22 protein-coding genes are annotated in these 18,576 nt (G+C 66.9%); 11 read left to right on the top strand and 11 right to left on the bottom strand.

All coding sequences use genetic code 11. The annotated features are described in order from the left end of the window. Nucleotides 1-57 precede the first annotated feature (57 nt). Complete coding sequence (locus tag BLR57_RS06155; protein WP_089695206.1) at nt 58-345, bottom strand: DUF7967 family protein; 288 nt, start codon at nt 343-345, stop codon at nt 58-60. A 50-nt stretch (nt 346-395) separates the two neighbouring features. Next, nucleotides 396-698, bottom strand: coding sequence for a MazG nucleotide pyrophosphohydrolase domain-containing protein (locus BLR57_RS06160; protein ID WP_089695209.1), 303 nt, complete (start codon nt 696-698; stop codon nt 396-398). Between the two features lie 251 nt (nt 699-949). Between BLR57_RS06160 and BLR57_RS06165 the strand changes: the two genes are divergently transcribed. Both BLR57_RS06165 and BLR57_RS06170 read left to right on the top strand, forming a co-directional pair. Continuing rightward, nucleotides 950-1,705, top strand: a complete 756-nt coding sequence (locus BLR57_RS06165; protein ID WP_089695212.1) for a mechanosensitive ion channel family protein — start codon at nt 950-952, stop codon at nt 1,703-1,705. A gap of 159 nt (nt 1,706-1,864) precedes the next feature. Next, a complete protein-coding gene (locus BLR57_RS06170; protein ID WP_089695216.1) occupies nt 1,865-2,665 on the top strand; it encodes a ZIP family metal transporter in 801 nt (266 codons plus the stop codon). Nucleotides 2,666-2,703: 38 nt separating this feature from the next. On the opposite strand, the gene BLR57_RS06175 is transcribed toward BLR57_RS06170, so the two are convergent. After that, a complete protein-coding gene (locus BLR57_RS06175) occupies nt 2,704-2,988 on the bottom strand; it encodes a DUF7545 family protein (protein ID WP_089695219.1) in 285 nt (94 codons plus the stop codon). Nucleotides 2,989-3,156: 168 nt separating this feature from the next. After that, on the bottom strand, nt 3,157-4,245 hold the full coding sequence (locus tag BLR57_RS06180) for an NAD(P)/FAD-dependent oxidoreductase (protein ID WP_089695223.1): 1,089 nt from the start codon (nt 4,243-4,245) through the stop codon (nt 3,157-3,159). A 166-nt stretch (nt 4,246-4,411) separates the two neighbouring features. Between BLR57_RS06180 and BLR57_RS06185 the strand changes: the two genes are divergently transcribed. The 3 genes from BLR57_RS06185 to BLR57_RS06195 all read left to right on the top strand — a co-directional run bounded on the left by BLR57_RS06185 (nt 4,412) and on the right by BLR57_RS06195 (nt 5,980). Continuing rightward, nucleotides 4,412-4,696 carry a DUF357 domain-containing protein gene (locus BLR57_RS06185; protein WP_089695228.1) on the top strand — a complete coding sequence of 95 codons (285 nt, stop codon included), beginning with the start codon at nt 4,412-4,414 and terminating at the stop codon, nt 4,694-4,696. Between the two features lie 190 nt (nt 4,697-4,886). After that, the gene (locus tag BLR57_RS06190) at nt 4,887-5,195 is read left to right on the top strand and encodes a DUF8036 family membrane protein (RefSeq protein WP_089695231.1); all 309 of its coding nucleotides are present in this window, start codon (nt 4,887-4,889) and stop codon (nt 5,193-5,195) included. A 131-nt stretch (nt 5,196-5,326) separates the two neighbouring features. Continuing rightward, nucleotides 5,327-5,980 carry a hypothetical protein gene (locus BLR57_RS06195; protein ID WP_089695234.1) on the top strand — a complete coding sequence of 218 codons (654 nt, stop codon included), beginning with the start codon at nt 5,327-5,329 and terminating at the stop codon, nt 5,978-5,980. A gap of 24 nt (nt 5,981-6,004) precedes the next feature. Here BLR57_RS06195 and cysS read toward each other — a convergent pair whose 3' ends face one another. Continuing rightward, nucleotides 6,005-7,492 (bottom strand): cysteine--tRNA ligase, encoded by a 1,488-nt coding sequence (cysS, locus tag BLR57_RS06200; RefSeq protein ID WP_089695237.1) that lies wholly within the window; start codon nt 7,490-7,492, stop codon nt 6,005-6,007. Between the two features lie 64 nt (nt 7,493-7,556). After that, a complete protein-coding gene (locus tag BLR57_RS06205; RefSeq protein WP_089695240.1) occupies nt 7,557-8,084 on the bottom strand; it encodes a DUF7523 family protein in 528 nt (175 codons plus the stop codon). A 95-nt stretch (nt 8,085-8,179) separates the two neighbouring features. On the opposite strand from BLR57_RS06205, the gene BLR57_RS06210 reads away from it, so the two are divergent. The 4 genes from BLR57_RS06210 to BLR57_RS06225 all read left to right on the top strand — a co-directional run bounded on the left by BLR57_RS06210 (nt 8,180) and on the right by BLR57_RS06225 (nt 11,748). After that, nucleotides 8,180-9,094, top strand: coding sequence for a DMT family transporter (locus BLR57_RS06210; RefSeq protein WP_089695243.1), 915 nt, complete (start codon nt 8,180-8,182; stop codon nt 9,092-9,094). A 160-nt stretch (nt 9,095-9,254) separates the two neighbouring features. After that, nucleotides 9,255-9,512, top strand: coding sequence for a hypothetical protein (locus BLR57_RS06215; protein WP_089695246.1), 258 nt, complete (start codon nt 9,255-9,257; stop codon nt 9,510-9,512). A gap of 137 nt (nt 9,513-9,649) precedes the next feature. Continuing rightward, nucleotides 9,650-10,528, top strand: coding sequence for a CbiX/SirB N-terminal domain-containing protein (locus BLR57_RS06220; protein ID WP_089695248.1), 879 nt, complete (start codon nt 9,650-9,652; stop codon nt 10,526-10,528). 2 nt (nt 10,529-10,530) lie between these two features. After that, entirely contained in the window at nt 10,531-11,748 is a 1,218-nt protein-coding gene (locus BLR57_RS06225) for a DR2241 family protein (protein ID WP_089695252.1), read from the top strand. 49 nt (nt 11,749-11,797) lie between these two features. Here the strand turns inward: BLR57_RS06225 and BLR57_RS06230 are convergent, their stop codons facing one another. From BLR57_RS06230 to BLR57_RS06245, 4 genes are all read right to left on the bottom strand, one after another. Then, complete coding sequence (locus tag BLR57_RS06230; RefSeq protein ID WP_089695255.1) at nt 11,798-12,388, bottom strand: DUF7524 family protein; 591 nt, start codon at nt 12,386-12,388, stop codon at nt 11,798-11,800. 44 nt (nt 12,389-12,432) lie between these two features. After that, nucleotides 12,433-12,615, bottom strand: coding sequence for a methytransferase partner Trm112 (locus tag BLR57_RS06235; protein WP_089695258.1), 183 nt, complete (start codon nt 12,613-12,615; stop codon nt 12,433-12,435). Between the two features lie 98 nt (nt 12,616-12,713). After that, nucleotides 12,714-13,109: a hypothetical protein gene (locus BLR57_RS06240; RefSeq protein ID WP_244509912.1), complete on the bottom strand. Its 396-nt coding sequence runs from the start codon at nt 13,107-13,109 to the stop codon at nt 12,714-12,716. An 81-nt stretch (nt 13,110-13,190) separates the two neighbouring features. Next, on the bottom strand, nt 13,191-14,522 hold the full coding sequence (locus BLR57_RS06245) for an adenylosuccinate synthase (RefSeq protein ID WP_089695260.1): 1,332 nt from the start codon (nt 14,520-14,522) through the stop codon (nt 13,191-13,193). 261 nt (nt 14,523-14,783) lie between these two features. Between BLR57_RS06245 and BLR57_RS06250 the strand changes: the two genes are divergently transcribed. After that, complete coding sequence (locus tag BLR57_RS06250; protein ID WP_089695263.1) at nt 14,784-15,089, top strand: hypothetical protein; 306 nt, start codon at nt 14,784-14,786, stop codon at nt 15,087-15,089. 21 nt (nt 15,090-15,110) lie between these two features. Here the strand turns inward: BLR57_RS06250 and BLR57_RS06255 are convergent, their stop codons facing one another. Next, on the bottom strand, nt 15,111-17,462 hold the full coding sequence (locus tag BLR57_RS06255) for a DUF7527 domain-containing protein (RefSeq protein ID WP_089695266.1): 2,352 nt from the start codon (nt 17,460-17,462) through the stop codon (nt 15,111-15,113). A gap of 156 nt (nt 17,463-17,618) precedes the next feature. Between BLR57_RS06255 and BLR57_RS06260 the strand changes: the two genes are divergently transcribed. Then, on the top strand, nt 17,619-18,575 hold the full coding sequence (locus BLR57_RS06260) for a class I SAM-dependent methyltransferase (RefSeq protein WP_089695267.1): 957 nt from the start codon (nt 17,619-17,621) through the stop codon (nt 18,573-18,575). The last annotated feature ends 1 nt before the right edge of the window (nt 18,576 follow it).

Below are 18,576 nucleotides of genomic sequence, written 5' to 3' on the forward strand. Positions count from 1 at the left end.
ACGGGCCGAGGTTGTAGTCAGCCGACTGACTCGTCGGTGCCGGGTGCCGTGGCCGCCTCACACCACGTCGTCGGCTGCGTACTGCTCCCGAGTCCGTTTCGCGCTCGCTGCGTACTCGGCGCGCGTCTCCGGGTCGTCGACAGTCCCCAGTGCGCGCGGCTTGGCGTCGATAGCGGCAGTGGTGTCGCGGGCGTCGTCGAAGCTCGTCAGTGCCCGCTCCTTGCGGAGGTAGTGCTCTCCGTCCGGCGTCGCGTAGACGAGGATGACGATGTTCTGCTCGTCGTCCGAGTAGGTCCGTTCGACCAGCCAGACTCGGACAGTCTCGGCGGGGGCGTCGGAGTCCATCACTACGGAGTTCGTCGACGACACAGAAAAGTGTCACCGAGAAACAGACACTACGTGGACCCGGCCGACCCCGTCTCCACGAGTCGGTCTTCGTACTTTGCGAGCGACTCGTCGAGGGCTTCGCCAGCGTCGAGGTCGAGTTCGTCCGCGAGCGCGAGCAGGGCGAACAGGGCGTCGCCGAGTTCGTCGCGCTCGACGTCCAGGGCGTCCGGCGAGGCACCGTAGTCACTCGACGCCGTCGCGTCCGCCGCCAGTTCGCCAACCTCTGCCGCGAGGTCGAGCAGTCTGTACGCGGGAGGCGTGTGTAGGTCGTGTTCGTCCAGGAACGCCGCGACCTGTCGTTGTTCTTTCATCGTCCGTTGGGACTGGTGACACGTCGCAGGAAAGTACGTTCCGGTGTGATAGAACGACCACAGTCACCGAATCGCCACACTGCTCGGCAAGAGGTGACTCAGCAGTCGACGACGCGCCGGACTGTCCGCCTCACAGGTCGGTCTCGCTGACGACACCGAACACCGCTCCGACAGGTCCGAATCACAGTACATTTATTTGTATGGAGAATGGTGTGAATATATTCGCGTTTCCAACGTTCTAGTGGACGGTTATGCCGTACTACACCACACTGCAAGTGACGATTCCGGGCGTTTTGGAAGAGACCATCAGCGGGTTGCTCGCGTTCCTCCCGCGGCTCGTCGGCGCGCTCCTCATCCTCCTCGTCGGCTGGCTCGTCGGCCGCGGCGCGGCGCGACTCGTCGCGCGTCTGGCCGACCGTATCGAACTCGACAAGGCGGTCATGGCGACACCGCTCGGCGGTATCATGGGTGGCAGCCAACGCGCCGTCTCACAGTCGTTCGGGTCGCTGGCGAAATGGTTCGTCTTCGCCATCTCGTTCCTCGCGGCCGCCGACGTGCTCGCGGTCCCGCTGTTCTCACAGTGGATCTCGACCGCAGCGTCCTACTTGCCTGCGTTCATCGCCGGTCTCCTAGTGATTGTCGTCGGCTTCGTCGTCGCCGACTTCATCGGTGACACCATCACGCGGACCCGCGCGGCGACCCAGACGCGGTACACCAACGCGTTCGCGGCGGGGACCCGGATGTTCCTCTACTTCGTCGCCGTCGTCATCGGCCTGAGCACGATGGGTATCGACGTCTCCCTGCTGGAGACCTTCGGGACCGCGCTGGCGTGGGGGCTCGCGGCCGCCATCGCCATCGGCGTCGGTATCGCGCTCGGCTGGGGTGGAAAGGACTACGTCGCGGGCCACATCGAGGGCTGGGTCGAAGGCGCGCAGTACGCTTCCGGCGGCTCCGGCGGTCCCGGCGGCGCGGCACAGGCCGACGGCGGTATCGTCGACGAGGACTGAGCCGACTGTCGGTGCGGGCCACGCTTCGTGCGTGGTGTCCGCGCCGCGCCACCGAACTATCTTTGCGATGTGCATCCACACCCACTGACAGGATATTAGGCGCGCCAAAACTATCACATTACTGATAACACTTATCCCCGGCGACGGTCAAGAGAGACCATGGCAGTCGAGTTCGGAAATCTCGTATTCGTCTTCGCTGCCGGTCTCATCACCGCGCTGGCGACTGGTCTCGGGGCGATTCCTTTCTTCCTCGTCAGCGACATCAGCGACCGGTGGAACGTCGTCCTCTGGGGGCTTGCTTCGGGCATCATGGTCTCGGCGTCGCTGTTCGGACTCGTCTCGGAAGGTCTCGCGAACGGGACGCCGGCCCAGTTGGGACTCGGCATTCTCGCTGGCGTCGTGCTCGTCGTCGTCGCCCACCGCGTCATCGAGGGTGCAGAGGCCTCGCCGCGACAGTACGAGCAGGCCGACTTCCGGAAACTGCTCCTCATCCTCGGCATCCTGACGGTCCACAGCTTCCCCGAGGGCGTCGCCGTCGGCGTCGCCTTCGCGGACCTCGGACTGGAGGGTGGCGTCTCGCTACTCGGTCTCTCGGTTCCCATCCTCGCGATCTTCATGACCGTCGCCATCTCCATCCACAACGTGCCCGAGGGCGTCGCGGTGTCGATTCCGCTCCGCTCGATGGGCGTCTCGAATCCCAAACTCGTCTGGTGGGCCGTCTTCTCGAGTTTGCCCCAACCTATCGGCGCGGTCATCGCCTTCTACTTCGTCCGCATCGCTCGGGAGTTCCTCCCGTTCGGCTTCGGCTTCGCTGCGGGGGCGATGGTCTATCTCGTCATCTCCGAGTTCATCCCGGAAGCACTGGAACTCGGCGAGAACGTCCCCGGCGGCGGCAGAACAGAACTCGGAGCCGGTCTCGCGGTCGGCGTCGCGGTGATGGTACCGCTCGCGTTCATCTGAGCGCGCTGTGGCTGGACTCGTCCAGCCGAATTATCCGACTAGTGGTCGTGGCCCGTCGCCTCGGCGAAGGAGACGCCGAAGCGCTCCTCGAACAGTTCTTCGGCCTTCTCGTTGATCTCCAGCAGGTCCTCGGGGACCTCACCCTCGGCGTGGTGGACGATGGTGTGGGCGCGCTGGACGAACGAGAGCAGCGTGATCTCGGCGACGACGGAGGCCGGTTCCTCGCCCTGCTCGGAGAGCACGTCGACGAGTCCCTCGGGAAGCTCGATGCTGTCGGTGTCGCCGTTCGGTCCTTCGATGGTGTAGGTCTCGGTGTCTACCATAGCTTGCACTGGGAGATGGAACCTAAAGGGTCTGTGGGAATCGAGCGGACAGCGTGCGCGGTCGCCGGAGCACGACACCGAACTGAGAAACGAGTGGCTGCCGCTCAAAGCTCACGGCGAGGCATCGACAAAGAGAGAAGACCGTGTCGCCTGTGACGCCTGTGACGCTCAGTCGTCCGACTCGGCTGCCGCGGGCTCGTTCGCCGCGGCCTTCGCCGCGCGTTCGAGGTTTTCGAGGTAGTCGTCGGCGTCGATGGCGGCCTTCGAACCCATCCCACCGGCCGTGATAGCTTGCTGGTAGTGGTAGTCGACCACGTCGCCCGCGCCGAAGATACCCTCGACGTCGGTGGCGGTCTGGCCGCCGCCGTCGCCGCCCTTGGTCTTGACGTAGCCCTCGTCGTCCATTTGAACGCCCGTTCCTTCGAGATACTCGGTGTTCGGCGTGTGGCCGATGGCGTAGAACACGGCCCCGACGTCGAATTCGAACTCCTCCGTCTCGGGGTCGTCGAGTTTGTCCGACGGGTGGCCCTCGGGATTGCGGACCATCGTTACGTGGTCGACGCCGTCTTCCGGCGTCCCGTGGAGTTCCGTGACCTCGGTGTTGAGCATGAGTTCGATCTCGCCCTCGTCGACCTTCTCCTGCACGCGGTCGATCCAGTAGTCCTCGGCGCGGAACTCCTCGCGGCGGTGGACGAGGTAGACCGTCGACGCGAACTTGGTGAGGAAGTTGGCCTCCTCCATCGCGGCGTCGCCGCCGCCGATGACCATGATCTTCTGGTCGCGGAAGAACGCGCCGTCACAGGTCGCACACGTCGAGAGACCGTAGCCCATCAGCTCGTCCTCGCCGGGGATGCCGAGCGTCCGGGCGCTGGCACCCGAGGCGGCGATGACCGCGTCGGCCGTGTAGACGTCGCCGTTCGTGAGTTCGACGCGGAACGGTCGACTGGAGTCGTCGACGGACTTGAGGACGCCGTTTTTGACCTCCGCACCGAAGCGCTTGGCCTGCGTCTTCATGTTGTTGACGAGTTCGGGACCCGAGATGCCCTCCGGGAAGCCCGGATAGTTGTCGACTTCGGTCGTCAGGGTGAGCTGTCCGCCCGGTTCCGTGCCCTCGAAGACGAGCGGCTCGTTGTTCGAGCGGGCGGCGTAGATGGCCGCCGTCAGCCCCGAGATCCCTGTCCCGGCGATGATGAGTTTCCGGTGCTCGACGACGCCGCCGTCGGTGGCGGCCGTCTCGCGAGAAGCGTCGTCAGACATGGACGATATTTTGCGAGCGGACGGTATTTACCTTGCGCTGTCGGGCAGCGTCTCCGTCATCGGAACCGTGCGCCACGACGCCGCGTGACGACGTCTCTCCCCCCTGTCGCCACCTGTCCGCGTCCCGGTCGAAGTCCTTACCAGGGTCGGACGGGTCCGCCAGAGTATGCCTGCGGACCTCGCAGAGAAGACCGACCGCTACGAACAAATGTTCGCCGACGCCCTCGACGAAGCCGAGGTCGTCGTCCCGCCGGAGACACCGCTCGGTGCCGCCGCCGCCGACGTGCTGGAGATGGCCGAATCCTACCTCCGCGACGGCCGACATTTCCGCGAGGCTGAAGACCTCGTCAACGCGCTCGCGTCCTTCTCCTACGGCTACGGCTGGCTCGACGCTGGCGTCCGGATGGGACTCTTCTCGATTCCCGACGACAGCCATCTCTTCACGATGTGAGCGTCGCGTTCCCGCGTCGCCGAGGGGCCGCCCCACACCACGTGCGACCCGTGCGACCTGCCGACCGACCGGACCCGGCGCGACCGCGACAACCGTACCGACGGTTCTCGCGACAGTTCGCTGACGAACCTCGGATTTTGGAGAGAGTTGGGAAAGTGTATATACCTGCGAAAGAGCAAGACAAGACGAGATGAGCCTCTGGTTCGATATCGCGCGGGTCAGCCACGGCCTGAACCTCCTGCTCCTGGTGGGACTCGGATACGTCTGGGTCCGCAACTACCTGGAGTTCCGCTCGAAGCACACCCTGGGGCTTCTGCTGTTCTCGGTGTTCCTCCTCCTGGAGAACGGCTTCGCACTCTACATCTACATGGTCGACCCCGACCTCTCGGTGTGGTTCTCCAGCGCCGCCGTGCCCGACATCGCGTGGCAGGGAATGATGGTCCTCCCCGTCCTCGAAGCCGTCGGTCTCGCGTTCCTGCTGTGGGTCACCTGGGACTGAGCGTCCGAAACGACGAACCCAGCCTTTTCTTCCGGACGCGTGACGTGACAACTACCTGTGCCCTCCACAGACGACGGCCGAACCGAACGAACCCAGCCTTTTCTTCCGGACGCGTGACGTGACAACTACCTGTGCCCTCCACAGACGACGGCCGAACCGAACGAACCTCACGCCGACGACTCCTCTCGACGCTGGCAACGGGACTCACGGCCGCGACCGCTGGCTGTGCCGGGTCGGTTCCGGAGCAACACGACCGGCTCACGACGACACAGTTCGAAGACAGTTCCGAGCGAATCGCGTGGGACTTCCAGACAGCGTCCGCCGAGTACCGGACGGGGTACGCCGCGCTCCGTCTCCAGCGACGCCTCGACGACGGTGACGCAGACACGCCGGACCCGACGCTGTTCCAGTTCAACGCCTCGCTCGACCTCGACAACGACTTCGAGTTCGACTGGTACCGCGCTCGAATCTCGACGCCGACCGACTACCACCAGCGGTACGGCGACGTGACGTATCGGGTGACTCCACCCGGTCAGTGGGAGGACTTCTGCGTCTACTTCCAACGGCACGCCACGCGCCGAGAACTCGTCGTCGAGCACCGGGGAGTCGACACCGAGGGCACCATTCTGACCCCGGTCGTCGTCAACCCCGTCACCGACCCGTTCCCGCCGGCGCTCCGGTGTCAGTTCACGCTCCAGGCGTCGAAGTCGGGTGCGTTCGGCCGGACGATCCGCATCGCCGACAGCGGACAGTTGGTGTTCGAGTCCGAAGAAAACGAGTCCTGACGGGCGCAGTGACGTCCGACGTCCTCAGAGCCGGTAAGTCGGCCCATCGTCGCTGTCTTCGACCTCGACGCCGAGGTCGACCAGTGCGTCGCGGAGCGCGTCGGCACGCTCGTAGTTGCCCGCCTCGCGCTCCTCCTCGCGGACGTCGAGCACGAGTTCGACGAGGTCGCCCGCGAGCGAGACGTCGCCCTCTGCGGACGAATCGCCGAACGTCAGGCCGAAGACCTCGCCGCCGAGTTCCTCGAACGTCTCGACCGTCCGGCGGAGGGCCTGATAGTCGTACTCCTCGGCGTCTTCGAGGTGGCGGTTGCTCGCTGAGGCGAGTTCCAGGAGTGCCGAGATGGCCTCGCGGACGTTGAAGTCGTCGTTCATCGCCTCGCGGAACTGCTCGTGGGTCGCGTCGACCGCGGCTCGGAGGTCCGCGTCTTCGACTTTCGAGCGGGCGTCGAGGCTGTCGCAGGCGGCGACGGCGGCGTCGTAGGCGCGGTCCAGCCGCGACCACCGCTCCTCGGCCTCCTGCATCGCCGCCTCGGAGAAGGTCTGTTTCGAACCGTACTCGGTGGAGAGGTAGAACGTCCGAACGACGTTCACGCCGAACTCCTCCAGCGCGCCCGAGACGGTGAAGAAGTTGCCGAGGCTCGACGACATCTTCTCGCCTTTCGTCTCCAAGAGACCGGTGTGGAGCCAGTAGCGCGCGAACTGCTCGCCCGTCGCGGCCTCGCTCTGGGCGATCTCGTTCTCGTGGTGCGGGAAGACGAGGTCGTGGCCGCCGACGTGGATGTCGATGGTGTCGCCGAGATGCGCCATCGACATCGCCGAGCACTCGATGTGCCAACCGGGCCGCCCCTCGCTCCACGGCGACTCCCACGTCTCGCCGTACTCCTGGCTCTCGTCGACCGGGCGGCCGTCTTTGCGGTGTTCTTCGACGTCGTGGGGCGAGACCGCACCCGCTTTCCAGAGCGCGAAGTCCGAGGCGTGACGTTTCTCGCTCCGTTCGCTGGCCTCGCCCTGCGCCTCCATCTCGTCGACCTGCTGGTTCGAGAGCTTGCCGTAGTCCGCGAACTCCGTGACGTCGAAGTAGACCGAGCCGTTGGACTCGTAGGCGTAGCCCTTCTCGATGAGCGTCTCGATGAGGTCGATGATCTCGGGGACGTGCTCGGAGACGCGGGGGTAGACCTCCGCGCGCTTGAGGTTGAGTCCGCGCATATCGCCCATCACCGACGTCATGAAGTGTTCGGCGACGGCCGCCTCGTCCCCTCCCAGCTCGTCCTCGCCAGCACGGGCGGCGATCTTCTCGTTGACGTCGGTGAAGTTCTCGACGTGGTGGACGGTGTAGCCCTCGTGTTCCAGCCAGCGGTGCATCACGTCGGCGTGGGTCCAGACGCGGGCGTGGCCGAGGTGGGCGTCGTCCGAGACCGTCAGGCCACAGACGTAGAGCAGGACGTCGTCGTCGTCTCCGGGCCTGAACTCCTCGCGCTCTCTGGTGAGCGTGTTGGTCACGGACAGTGTCATCGCGAGAAGGTTCCTCCGCCCGTCGCTTGAATGTGTTGAAGGTGTGCGACGGCGTCGACGCGGCTCAGCCCGCCACGGCCGACAGCGCGTCCTCGACCAGCCGGAGCGCGTTCGCGCCGTCGCGGCGGCCGACGACGACGAGGAGCGTATCACCGGCGACGGCGGCCGCCGAGACCGAGACGTCGGCGGCGGCCAGCCGACCGAGCACCGCCCGCAGCCCGGCCGTGTCGACCTCGCCCGTCGCCAACACGGCCGTCTCCCTATCGCCGTCGGCGACGGCAACCCCGCCGAGCGTGAGCAGGGGGTCGGTGTCAGTGTCGTCGGCAGCGTCGCTCTCGCCGTGCTCGCCACCGTCGACGACGCTGACGACGCCGACACGGCTCTGCATGGTCACACGGACGTCCCGCTCGCTCGTCTCGTAGTCGTCGAGGTCGGCTGCGAACCGCCGGAGCGCGGCGGCGACGGCCTCGCGGTCGCCGTCGAGGGCCAGAAAGTCGGCGGCTGCGGTGTGGTTGACGACGCCCGCGCGGAGTGCGTCGAGCAGGAAGGGATTGGCGCGGACGGCGTCGCGAGCGTCGGCAGCGAGTGACATAGGCGAGCGATTCGCCGCGGCCGAGAAAAATCCGGCGGGCTGGTTGAGTCGGCCGCAACCGTGAGCCCTAACCCTCCACATCCGGTAGGGCCGCCGTGAACTCCCGCTTCGCCACTGTCGGTCTTTTCGCGCTCCTCGCGACCCTCTGGGGCTTCTCGTTTCCCGCCATCGACATCGGGCTGCGGTCGCTCGACCCAGTGCTCTTCGCGGCGTTCCGGTACGACATCGCCGCCGTCCTGCTGCTCGCGGCCGCCCTCGCCCGCGGCACCGACTGGCGGCCGACCGACCGCTCGAACCTTCTTGCTGTTCTCGCTGGCGGCCTCTTTCTCGTTGCCGGCAACGGCCTGCTGTTCGTCGGCCAACAGACCGTCCCCAGTGGTGTTGCGGCCATCATGCAGAGTCTCGGTCCTATCGTGACGAGCCTGTGGGCACTCGCCATCCTGCCCCAAGAACGGCTCTCGCCGGTCGGCGCGGTAGGCATCCTCGTCGGTTTCGTCGGCGTCGGGCTCATCGTGCGGCCCGACCCGGCGAACCTGCTCGCTGGCGACGGTACCGGCCGGCTGCTCATCCTCGGGCAGGTCGTCAGCGTCGCGCTCGGCGGCGTGCTCGTCCAGCGCGCGAAGCCGACGCTCGGGCAGGCCGCCCTCTCGGGCTGGTCGATGCTCGTCGGCGGCGTCGTCCTCCACGCGACGAGTCTCGTTCTCGGCGAGTCGCTCGTCCTCCCGAGCGCGCTGCAAGCACAGGTCGCCGTGCTCTATCTCGGCGTCTTCGCCACCGCCGTCGCCTTCTTCATCTACTTCACGCTCTTGGAGATGCGCGGCGCGCTGGAGACGTCGCTCGTGGCCTACCTCGTCCCCATCGTCGCCACCGTCGCCGGCGTCTTCCTCCTCGGCGAGTCCATCACGCCGCTCACCGTCGTCGGCTTCCTCGTCGTCTTCGTGGGCTTCGTCCTGCTCAAGCGCGAGGAGATCGCGAACCTCGTCTCCGGCAGTCCACAGCCCGCCGACTGACGGTTTCTCCGACCACCGCCGACGTCCCGCCTCTCCGACGTCTCGCCGACAATCCCGTCTCTCTGACGTCCCGCCGACTCAACTGTGTTTCAGTAAGTTCGCATACAGAAGCAACATTCAGATGACAGTTATGCGGGTGGCCGTCGACGCTCTATCTGTGATGACACCGACGAACCCGACCACGACGGTCCCGAACTCGGTGTACGGCTTCGGCCAGCTGGTGGCCGCAACTGCGGTGTTGTTCGGTGGGGTCTTGACGGTCCTCGTCGCCGTCGACTATCCGCTCGTCGTCGCCGCCGTCGCGGTGGGGATGCTCGTGGCCGCGGTGGCGACGACGGTCGCGCTCGACCACCGCCGCCGACTCGGGCGGACCCGTCGCGTCTGCGTCCCCAAGACGAGCGTCTGTGTCGACGCCTGACCCGTGCGCCCGGTGTCGCACTCTCGACACCGACCCGGGGGGAACGCTCGTCGCCCGGACGCCGCTCCGGCGGTCTCTGCCGCTTCTCTCCCTCGCTTTGCGAAGTCACTAAGACGCGGCCGTCCCTTGGTTCGACCATGAGTCAAGCGCTGGTCATCGTCGCCCACGGGTCGCATCTCAACCCGGACTCGTCGACGCCGACACACGCCCACGCGGACACCATCCGCGCCACGGGCGCGTTCGACGAGGTCAAAGTCGGCTTCTGGAAGGAAGAACCGCATCTGCGGGAGGTCCTCCGGACGGTGGAGAGCGACACGGTGTACGTCGTCCCGCTGTTCGTCAGCGAGGGCTACTTCACCGAGCAGGTCATCCCGCGCGAACTCCGCCTCGAGGGCTGGGACGTCTCCGAGTGGGACTCCGACGGCCTCTCGGCCGACTACACGACGCTCACCGCGAGCGACACCGGCCAACAGGTCGTCTACTGCGGCCCGGTCGGCACCCACGGGTCGATGACGGACGTCATCGTCCGCCGCGCCGAGACGGTGACGGGCGACCCCGACGTCGGGCCGGGCTTCGGCCTCGCGGTCGTCGGCCACGGGACCGAGCGCAACGAGAACTCCGCGAAGGCAATCGAGTACCACGCCGACCGTATCGCCGGGATGGACCGCTTCGACGAGGTCCGCGCGCTCTACATGGACGAGGAGCCGGAAGTCGACGACGTGACCGACTTCTTCGAGTCCGAAGACGTCGTCGTCGTCCCCCTCTTCATCGCCGACGGCTTCCACACCCAGGAGGACATCCCCGAGGACATGGGGCTGACCGACGACTACCGCGAGGGCTACGACGTGCCCGCGCTCGTCGAGGGCCACCGCATCTGGTACGCCGGCGCGGTCGGCACGGAGCCGCTGATGGCCGACGTGGTCCTCGAACGCGCCGCCGACGCCGGAGCCGACGTGGCCGCGGCAATCGAGACCGTCCGTGAACGGACCCGGAGCCAGCCCGCAATGGGGGACTAACCATGCAGGCGACACAGCTCGCGGCACTCCGCGACGCGGCCGAGGACGGCCCAGGCGTCCAGTTCGACGGGCTCTACGTCCACGCGGGCGACGAGGACTACGACCGCGACGGCGGCTACAGCTTCGGGACGCCCGAGGGCGAACAGTCGGGGCTCTCGCAGGGCGAGTTCGAGGACGCGGCCGAACAGTACGAGGCGTACGTCACCAACTGGTACTTCTGGACCCACGTCGTCGGCGGCTCGAAACTGAAAGGCGGCGTCGACGTCGGCGAGGACCACCACCACCGGCGGGGGTTCCTCCGCTGGCTGGAGCTGGCCGACCAGACCGAAACGGACGTGCCGGGGCGCTACGAGTCGCTCCGGGAGGGCATCACCCACGAATGGGGTGAGATTCGCATCACGGCGACGCTTGGCGATGAGGGCGCGCGAGTGTACGAGATTCGTCACGTCGACGACGCGGAGGTAGCCGCCGAAGAACTCGACAGCTACACCGACCCGCTCGACCTCCGCGAGTTGGTCAAACACGACGACCGGGGTCGCTACCGCCCGCTGAGGACCGCCCCGACGCTCCAGACCGGCTGGGTCCTCACCGACCTCGACCAACGGCAGGTCTTCGAGGCCGTCGACGACGTCATCTATCCGGCCACTGTGGTCAACTGGAACCTCGAACGCCACGGCGACCTCGACGTCACCCACTGGGAGGAGACCATCGGCCGCCAGTCGGGCATCTACGGCGTCGTCAAGACGTGGAACCGCGGCGAGGGCCACGAACACGTCGACTGGGTCGCCGAGGCCTGCTGTGACGACTCACAGTGTATCAAACGCCGCGAGTGGCAGTACGACGAGGACACCGAACTCGCTGTCGACGGCGGCGACGGCGTCTTCCCCTGCCGGGAACCCTGCTCGCTCGTCATCTCCGCCTCGCGCAAGTGGACGCGTCTCGAAGGCGAGGAGACGAAGACCTACGAGTTCGAGTTGACCGAGAGCGAGAAAGAGCAGGTCGAAGACGTCATCGACGCGGTCGCCGACGGCCGCGCCGACGAGATCCGTGAGGCGGACATCTACAAGGGCGCGAACCGCTACCGGACGCGGTTCCTCCGCGCCAAGCGGTTCGATGAGGAGGGCAACCTCTCGGGGACGCCGACGGTCGTCGACGACGGACACGAGGAGACGAACGGCGACGCCGAGCGCGACGCGGCCGACGACGCGGACGAGGACTGAAGCGGCCGTCTCGCGGCGACCGCGGTTTTGGTTTTCGGCGACTCACAACTCACAACAGCTGCATGGCGAGTGCCGCGAGCACGCCGCCGATGACGACGCCGACACCGATGAAGACGGCCGTGCTGTTGAGGACGACGGCCACGGCGATCGCGAGCGTGATCGCGAACAGCGCGAAGACCACGAGCGGCACGCTCCCTGTCCCGGGCGCGTCGCCGAGGCGGTCGGCGAGCGAGACCGACTCGGGTTCGGATTTGTGGCGCGTCGCGCGCGGCGTCCCGAGGGACTCGTCGACCTGTACCGAGTGGTTCTCCTCCGTGTAGGGTTCGACCGTCACCTCGACGGTCGCCTCCTCCGCGCCGTAGCCCGTGACGATCCGGAGTATCCCGGAGACGGGTTCGGCGACGCGGGCGGTGTCGACGTCGACGCGGACGGCCGCCGTGCCGCCCGCCTCGACGTAGTGGTTACCCGCCTCGAGGCGGGCGACTCTGGAGAGCGTGTCGTCGAGATGCAGATGGATGTGGACGGCTTCGCCCTCGTTGTCCAGTTCGACGTAGAACGCGTCGTCCGTGGTGTAACTCCGCGCGACGCTGACGTCGTGCAGTCGGTCGCGGTTGAGAGAGACGGTCAACGCTGGTGACACGTCTCTGCAGTCACGGTGCGGGACGAAAAAGGTTCAGGGCGTATCTAGTCGCGCATATCCGGCGGCAGCAGGTTCGGGATGCCGTCCTCGATGGGGTAGCGCTCGCCGCACTCCGTGCAGACGAGCGTCCCTTCGAGCACTTCGTCGTCGTCCTGCGCGTCGATTTCGAGGTCGAGGTCGTGTTTGTCCATCGGACAGCAGATGATGTCCATCAGCGACTCTTTCATTGTCCGAAGCGACGGACGGAACGGTCAAAAGCGTAGGGGTTCGGAGCGCGCGGCCGACCGCGCGGGCGACACTGTCGTCCGCCTCATCTACGCCTCGACTACGCCTCGGGATTTCGGTATCCGGCGACGAACGAGACGCCGACTGCGAGGAGTGCCGCGGCGACTGCGAAGACCCAGAACCCCGCCCACGCACCGGACACAGGCTCGCCCGTCCACACGGCGACGAGGGCGGCGAGCGCGAGCGCGACGGCGAACGGTGCGACGAACACCGGGTCGGTCCACCGGCCGCCCGCGTTCCGGTATTCGACGGCGTATCCCCAGAGGTTGCCGACGGTGAACTGGAAGACGACGACCGCGAAGAGTCCCGAGACGACGGCCTCGAAGAGGGCGGCGACGGCGTAGTCGCCGGCGCGGAACAGCGACAGGCCGGATCCGAGGACGAAGACGGCGACCATCAGCGCGTGCCACGGGCGGAGTCGGTCGTGGAGGGACATATCCGGAGCTACTCGTCAGGAGCGCAAGAGGATTGCGGCGGGGAAAGAGAGAACCGTTCGGCCGTCAGCCGACAGCCGCGCTCAGTTGTCGAAAGGGTTCGCGAGTTCGACCGTCTCGGTGCGGTCCGGGCCGACGCCGACGGCGTAGACCGGGGCACCGACCTCCTCGGAGATGTAGTCGAGATAGTCCTGTGCGGCGTCCGGGATGGCGTCGTAGCCCTCCTCGGCCACCGCGGCCCAGTCGACCTCGGGCCAGGTCTCGAACTCCTTCAGGACGGGTTCGCACTCCGCCCACCGTTCGGTCGTCGCGGGCATCGTCTTCAGTTCCTCGCCGTCGAGTTCGTAGGCGTGGCCGACTTTGACCTCGTCGAGACCGGCCAGCACGTCGAGATGGTTGACGGCGATGCCGGTGAAGCCGCTCCGGCGGGCGGCGTGGCGGAGCATCGGGATGTCGAGCCAGCCGATACGGCGCGGACGGCCGGTGACGGTCCCGAACTCCCCGCCCTTCTCGCGGATGAAGTCCGCCAGCTCTTCCTCGTGGTCGTCGCCGTCGAGTTCGGTCGGCAGCGGCCCTTCGCCGACGCGCGAGAGATACGCCTTGACGATGCCGACGACCTCGCCCTGGCCGACGACCGTCGGACCGAGACCGGAGCCGGTCGCGGCGGCTCCGGCGGTCGGGTTCGAGGAGGTGACGTAGGGGTAGTTGCCGTGGTCGATGTCGATGAGCGTGCCCTGCGCGCCCTCGAACATGACGTCGTCGCCCGCCTCGCGTCGCTCGTAGAGGAAGTCGCCGCAGTCGACGACCATGTCGTTCTCGACGAGCCGCTCGCCAAAGGCGGCGAACTCCTCGTGGAGGGCGTCGACGTCGCACTCCTCGCCCGCTTCGAGCCCGTAGACGTCCTCGATGAGCGAGCGTTTCTGGTCGACGGCGTACTCCAGTCGCTCACGGAGCACGTCGGGGTCCAGCAGGTCGCCGACGCGGATGCCGCGGCGGCCAGCCTTGTCCTCGTAGGTCGGGCCGATACCGCGACCGGTCGTGCCGACCTTGACGCCCGAGTCGGCTTTCACTTCTTCTTCGATGCCGTCGAGGCGTCGGTGGTACGGGAGGATGACGTGTGCGCGTTTCGCGACGCGCACGTCGGGGTCGAGTCCCTTCTCCTGCAGCGTGTCGAGTTCGTCGAAGAGCGTGCGGGGGTTGACGACGCAGCCGTTGCCGAGAACTCCGACCTTGTCGCGAACGGCACCGCTCGGGACGAGCGAGAGCTTGTACTCCTCGCCGCCCTCGACGACGGTGTGGCCAGCGTTGTCGCCGCCCTGATACCGGACGACGATGTCGGCGTCTCCGCCCCAGAGGTCGACGAGTGCACCCTTGCCCTCGTCGCCGAGCTGAGAGCCGACGATAGTTACGGTCATATCCGAGGCTTGCTTCTGGCTCACCCACTAAACAGATTACGGTCCTCGGCTCGGAGCTATGCACGAACGTGGTTCCAAAGACGCCGAACTGCCGTCGACTACGCAGTATCGTGTATCACTCTCCCATTCCGTCGGACGCGTTAACACGCGTGAGAAACCCGAAGTGTTAACCCCTCTCACGTGAGACAGTCAGAAACAGCTCCCGGGTAGCGGTCTGCGACAGCAACTTTTAAAAGCCTAAAAGACAAGTTAACAAATGGCATGATAGACCGACTTGAGAAGGAAGTCGATATGCTCGAACGCCATCTGCAGGTTCTGAAGATGGTCATCGAGAGTGAACCGATCGGTATCGTCAAGATGTCGAACGAGACCGGCTACCCGCACCACAAGGTGCGCTACAGCCTGCGCGTGCTCGAAGAGGAGAACCTCATCGAGCCGTCGAGTCAGGGTGCGATCACGACCGAGCGCACGGCGGAGTTCGTCGACGAGCTCGACGACAAGCTCGACGAGATCACAGACAAACTCGGCACGATGCGGATCGAAGACGCAGCAGAGATCGAGAGCTAAAACCTCGCAGGTGGGAAGGGCTTAGAGTTCTGGTACGTTTACGTGGAAGTCCCCGTTCCGGGTCTCGACGAGACAGAGATGGAAGCCCTGCTTTCTGGATAGTTTGACGAAACTCTTTCTGCGGCCGCGGCTGAGCAGCCCCCCGCCGGTCGCGTCCGCGGCGGTTTCGAGCGCGTCCGGTGCGAAGTAGCTCGCCGTGACGAGGAACGCCGCGCCGAGCGAGTCGTTGGACTCCCGCAGCCGACTCGTGTGTTCGACGAGCGACCGCATCATCCCCTCCGAGGCCGGGTCGCGCGAGCCGTTGAGGTTGGCGACGAGCAGCGGATTGCCCATCCGGTCGCGCAGCACGACGTCGAACGACTGCTGTTCGCGGTGTTCCTCGCCGTTCTCGGTGTACTTCAGCGTCACGTCGCCCCGGAGTTCGGCGCGGTCGATCTTCGGAATCGCGTCGAACAGTTCGTCGAGACTGTTTCTGTTCCCCGTCTCGCGAATCTCGTAGAGCAGGTCCTCGACGACCCAGCGGACGAAGCCGTACTCGATGCTCCCCTGCAGGAACTCCTCGTACGGCTCGCCGTCGACGGCGACGCCTTCGGTCTCGAAGCCGGTGTGGTGTTCGAGCCGGAGGTTCTCGTTGACCTCGCTGCGGTTGACCTCGCCCGCGTGGGCCTTCTCCAGCGTCCCACCGCTCTTCGAGCCGTAGCGGACGAAGAGGTTCGTCCCGTCCAGCGCCGCCTCGGCCGACATCGTCTCCGTCGCCGCACCGCCAGTGTCGGCGACGGCTGCACGCGCCTCCTCCAGTTCCGCTTCGAGGCGGTCGACCTCGGCTTCCAGCGAACTGACGCGCGACTCCAACGCCGACGCCTGCTCACGGTACTCGTCGCGTTCGCTCGCAGCCTGGTCACGCTCGGTTTCGAGGCGGTCGACCTCGGCGACGAGCCGTTCGCGTGCGGCTTCGAGTTCCGACTTCTCCTCGGCGACAGCCTCCAGTCGGGCCTTCAGCTGGCCGACTTGGGGAGCCGTCTCCGACTCCGTCGCCGACCGCTCGGTCTCCTGCTGTCGCTGCGGTGGCTGTGTCCGCTCGGACTGCTGTTGTCGCGGCCGCCGCTGTGAGCGCGCGCTCTCGTCGCGTCGACGGACCGCCGCCTGCTGGACCGTCGGCCCGCCCTCGTCGCGCTCCGTCGCGCTGTCCTGCGGGTCGAGTGCTGGAATCGAGGTCGCCTCGCGCCACTGTGCTTCCTCGGAGAACACGTCCTCGTCGGTCTCGCCGTTAGTCGCTGCCGACGCCGCCGCCAGCGGGTCCTCGTCGCCGGCGTCCGGGTCGGGAGCCGGTTCCGGTTCGACCGTCGGCTCGGTCGTCTCCGTCGCCTCACTCCGCGTCGCTTCCGCGGACTCCGTCGTCTCCACGTCGGTAGCCGACGCCGAGTCCTCGGGGGAGTCGTCGACGGCCTGCTCCGCCGTCGGGTCTTCGGCGACTGGTTCTGTCTCGGTCACATCGGCCGCGTCGTCGGCCTCGGCGACGCTGGCGTCCGCCTCGGACGCCTCGACCGTTCCCGCCTCGTCGACGTCGGCGGCGACAGCACCTTCGTCCGTCGTCGCGGTGGTCTCGGGGACGTCGACGTCGGCCTCGTCGACGCCGTCGGTGCCGTCGAACGTCACGCCCGAGCCGATGGGGTCGTCGGCTTCGTCGACGTCGTCCGCATCCCCCGTCGCCGCTCCGGCCGCCGCGGCGTCGAGGCCTGCGGTCTCTGCATCGGCCGTCGGGTCCGCTGTATCTGTCGAATCGGTCGCATCCGTGCTCGCGTCGTCGGTGACGACCGGTTCGGGCTCTGGCTCGGGTTCGGGGATGTCGACGACCTCGATCTTCGCTTCGTTGACCTTGTAGATGCCAACCTCGTCGTCGGCGCGCTCGAAGGCCTCGTCGCCCGTGAGCAGCTTCCGGCTGTTGCCGACGTAGGCGACGCTCATCGACTTGCCGCCGTAGTAGACCACGTAGTAGTCGCCCGAGAGGACGTTCTCCGAGAGTTCGATGTAGCCCGTGAACTTGCCCGAGGAGAGCGTCGAGTCGGCCGCGGAGATCGGTGTGTCGTTCGTGTAATACTGTGCCCGTGTCTTGCCGCCGGACTCCTGCATCGCGTAGAGCAGCGGCAGCGCGGGGTCCGGCGCGTGGTACGCCGTCCCCTCTGCGTCCTCGAACGCGGTGATGTCGCCGTCGAAGACGCCGACGACCTTGCCGTTGAGGACGAACGCCCAGACCATCCCCTCGCTCACCGCGCCCGTGAAGCCCTGATCCGCGAGGGTTCGGAGGCCGTCGTACCCACCGGTGACGGGACTCGAATCCCAGCCGGTGACGACCTCGATTATGTCGCTATCCATTTGCCCCTATGTCCCGCCAAGCCGAGCAAAAACCTTCCGGCACCTCGTACGACGGCCGTCTGACGACCGTGTGCGCGACAATCGCACGACTGCGGCCGACTTACTCCCGCCACCGACTGGCGGTAGGGTTTTCTCGGTTCCACCCGACGCTCGGCTGTGTCCAGCCCCGACGAGTTCTCGTTTCACCGCTATCTCACCGCGAAGCGGACGGTCGACGACCGCGCGCTCCACCGGCCCACGCTCGACTGCCTGACCGACGGTCTCCACGGCGACGGCCCGGCCGCGCTCGACGTCGCCGACCGCCCGCTCCGGGTACTCGAAGTCGCCGCCGGTGTCGGCACCGGTCTCCAGCGGCTGCTCGCGTGGGACGTGCTCCCGCCGCGCGTCGACTACACGCTCCTCGACAGCGACGAGTCGAACGTGACGGCCGCGCGCGAGCGAGTGGCCGAATGGGCACGCGGCGAGGGCTACGACGTCGAACGGAGCGACGACTCGCTCGCACTCGCCCGCGACGACGAACGCGTCACGGTCTCGTTCGTCGTCGCCGACGCACTGGCCTACGCCGACTCGCTCGGGACGCCGGTCGACCTCCTCGTCGGGCAGGCCTTCGTCGACCTCGTCGACCTCGACAGCGGCCTACCGGCCCTGTTCGACCTCGTCGCCGACGGCGGTCTCGCGTACTTCCCCATCACCTTCGACGGCGTGACGGGGTTCGCTCCGCCGGCCGGTGCGACTGACGTACCCTCCGACTTCGAGGAGCGACTCCTTGACGTCTACCACGCGACGATGGACGCCTCTGGCCGTCCCGGCTCCAGTACGACCGGCCGCGCGCTCCTGACTGCCGTCGGCGACGCGGGCGGCGACGTCGTCGCCGCGGGCGGCTCCGACTGGCTCGTCCATCCGCCCTATCCGGCCGACGAAGCGTACTTCCTGCACCATCTGATCGACACAGTCGCCGGTGCGGTCGCGGACGACGGCGGTCTCGACGCCGACGACGACGGTCTCGATGCCGACGCACTCACCGCGTGGACCGCCGCCCGCCACGACGCCGTGGCTCGGGGCGAACTCACGTTCTTCGCGCACAATCTCGACGTGTTGGCTCGGGTCGAGTGAG

The organism is Halogranum gelatinilyticum (assembly GCF_900103715.1).
GTDB lineage: Archaea > Halobacteriota > Halobacteria > Halobacteriales > Haloferacaceae > Halogranum > Halogranum gelatinilyticum.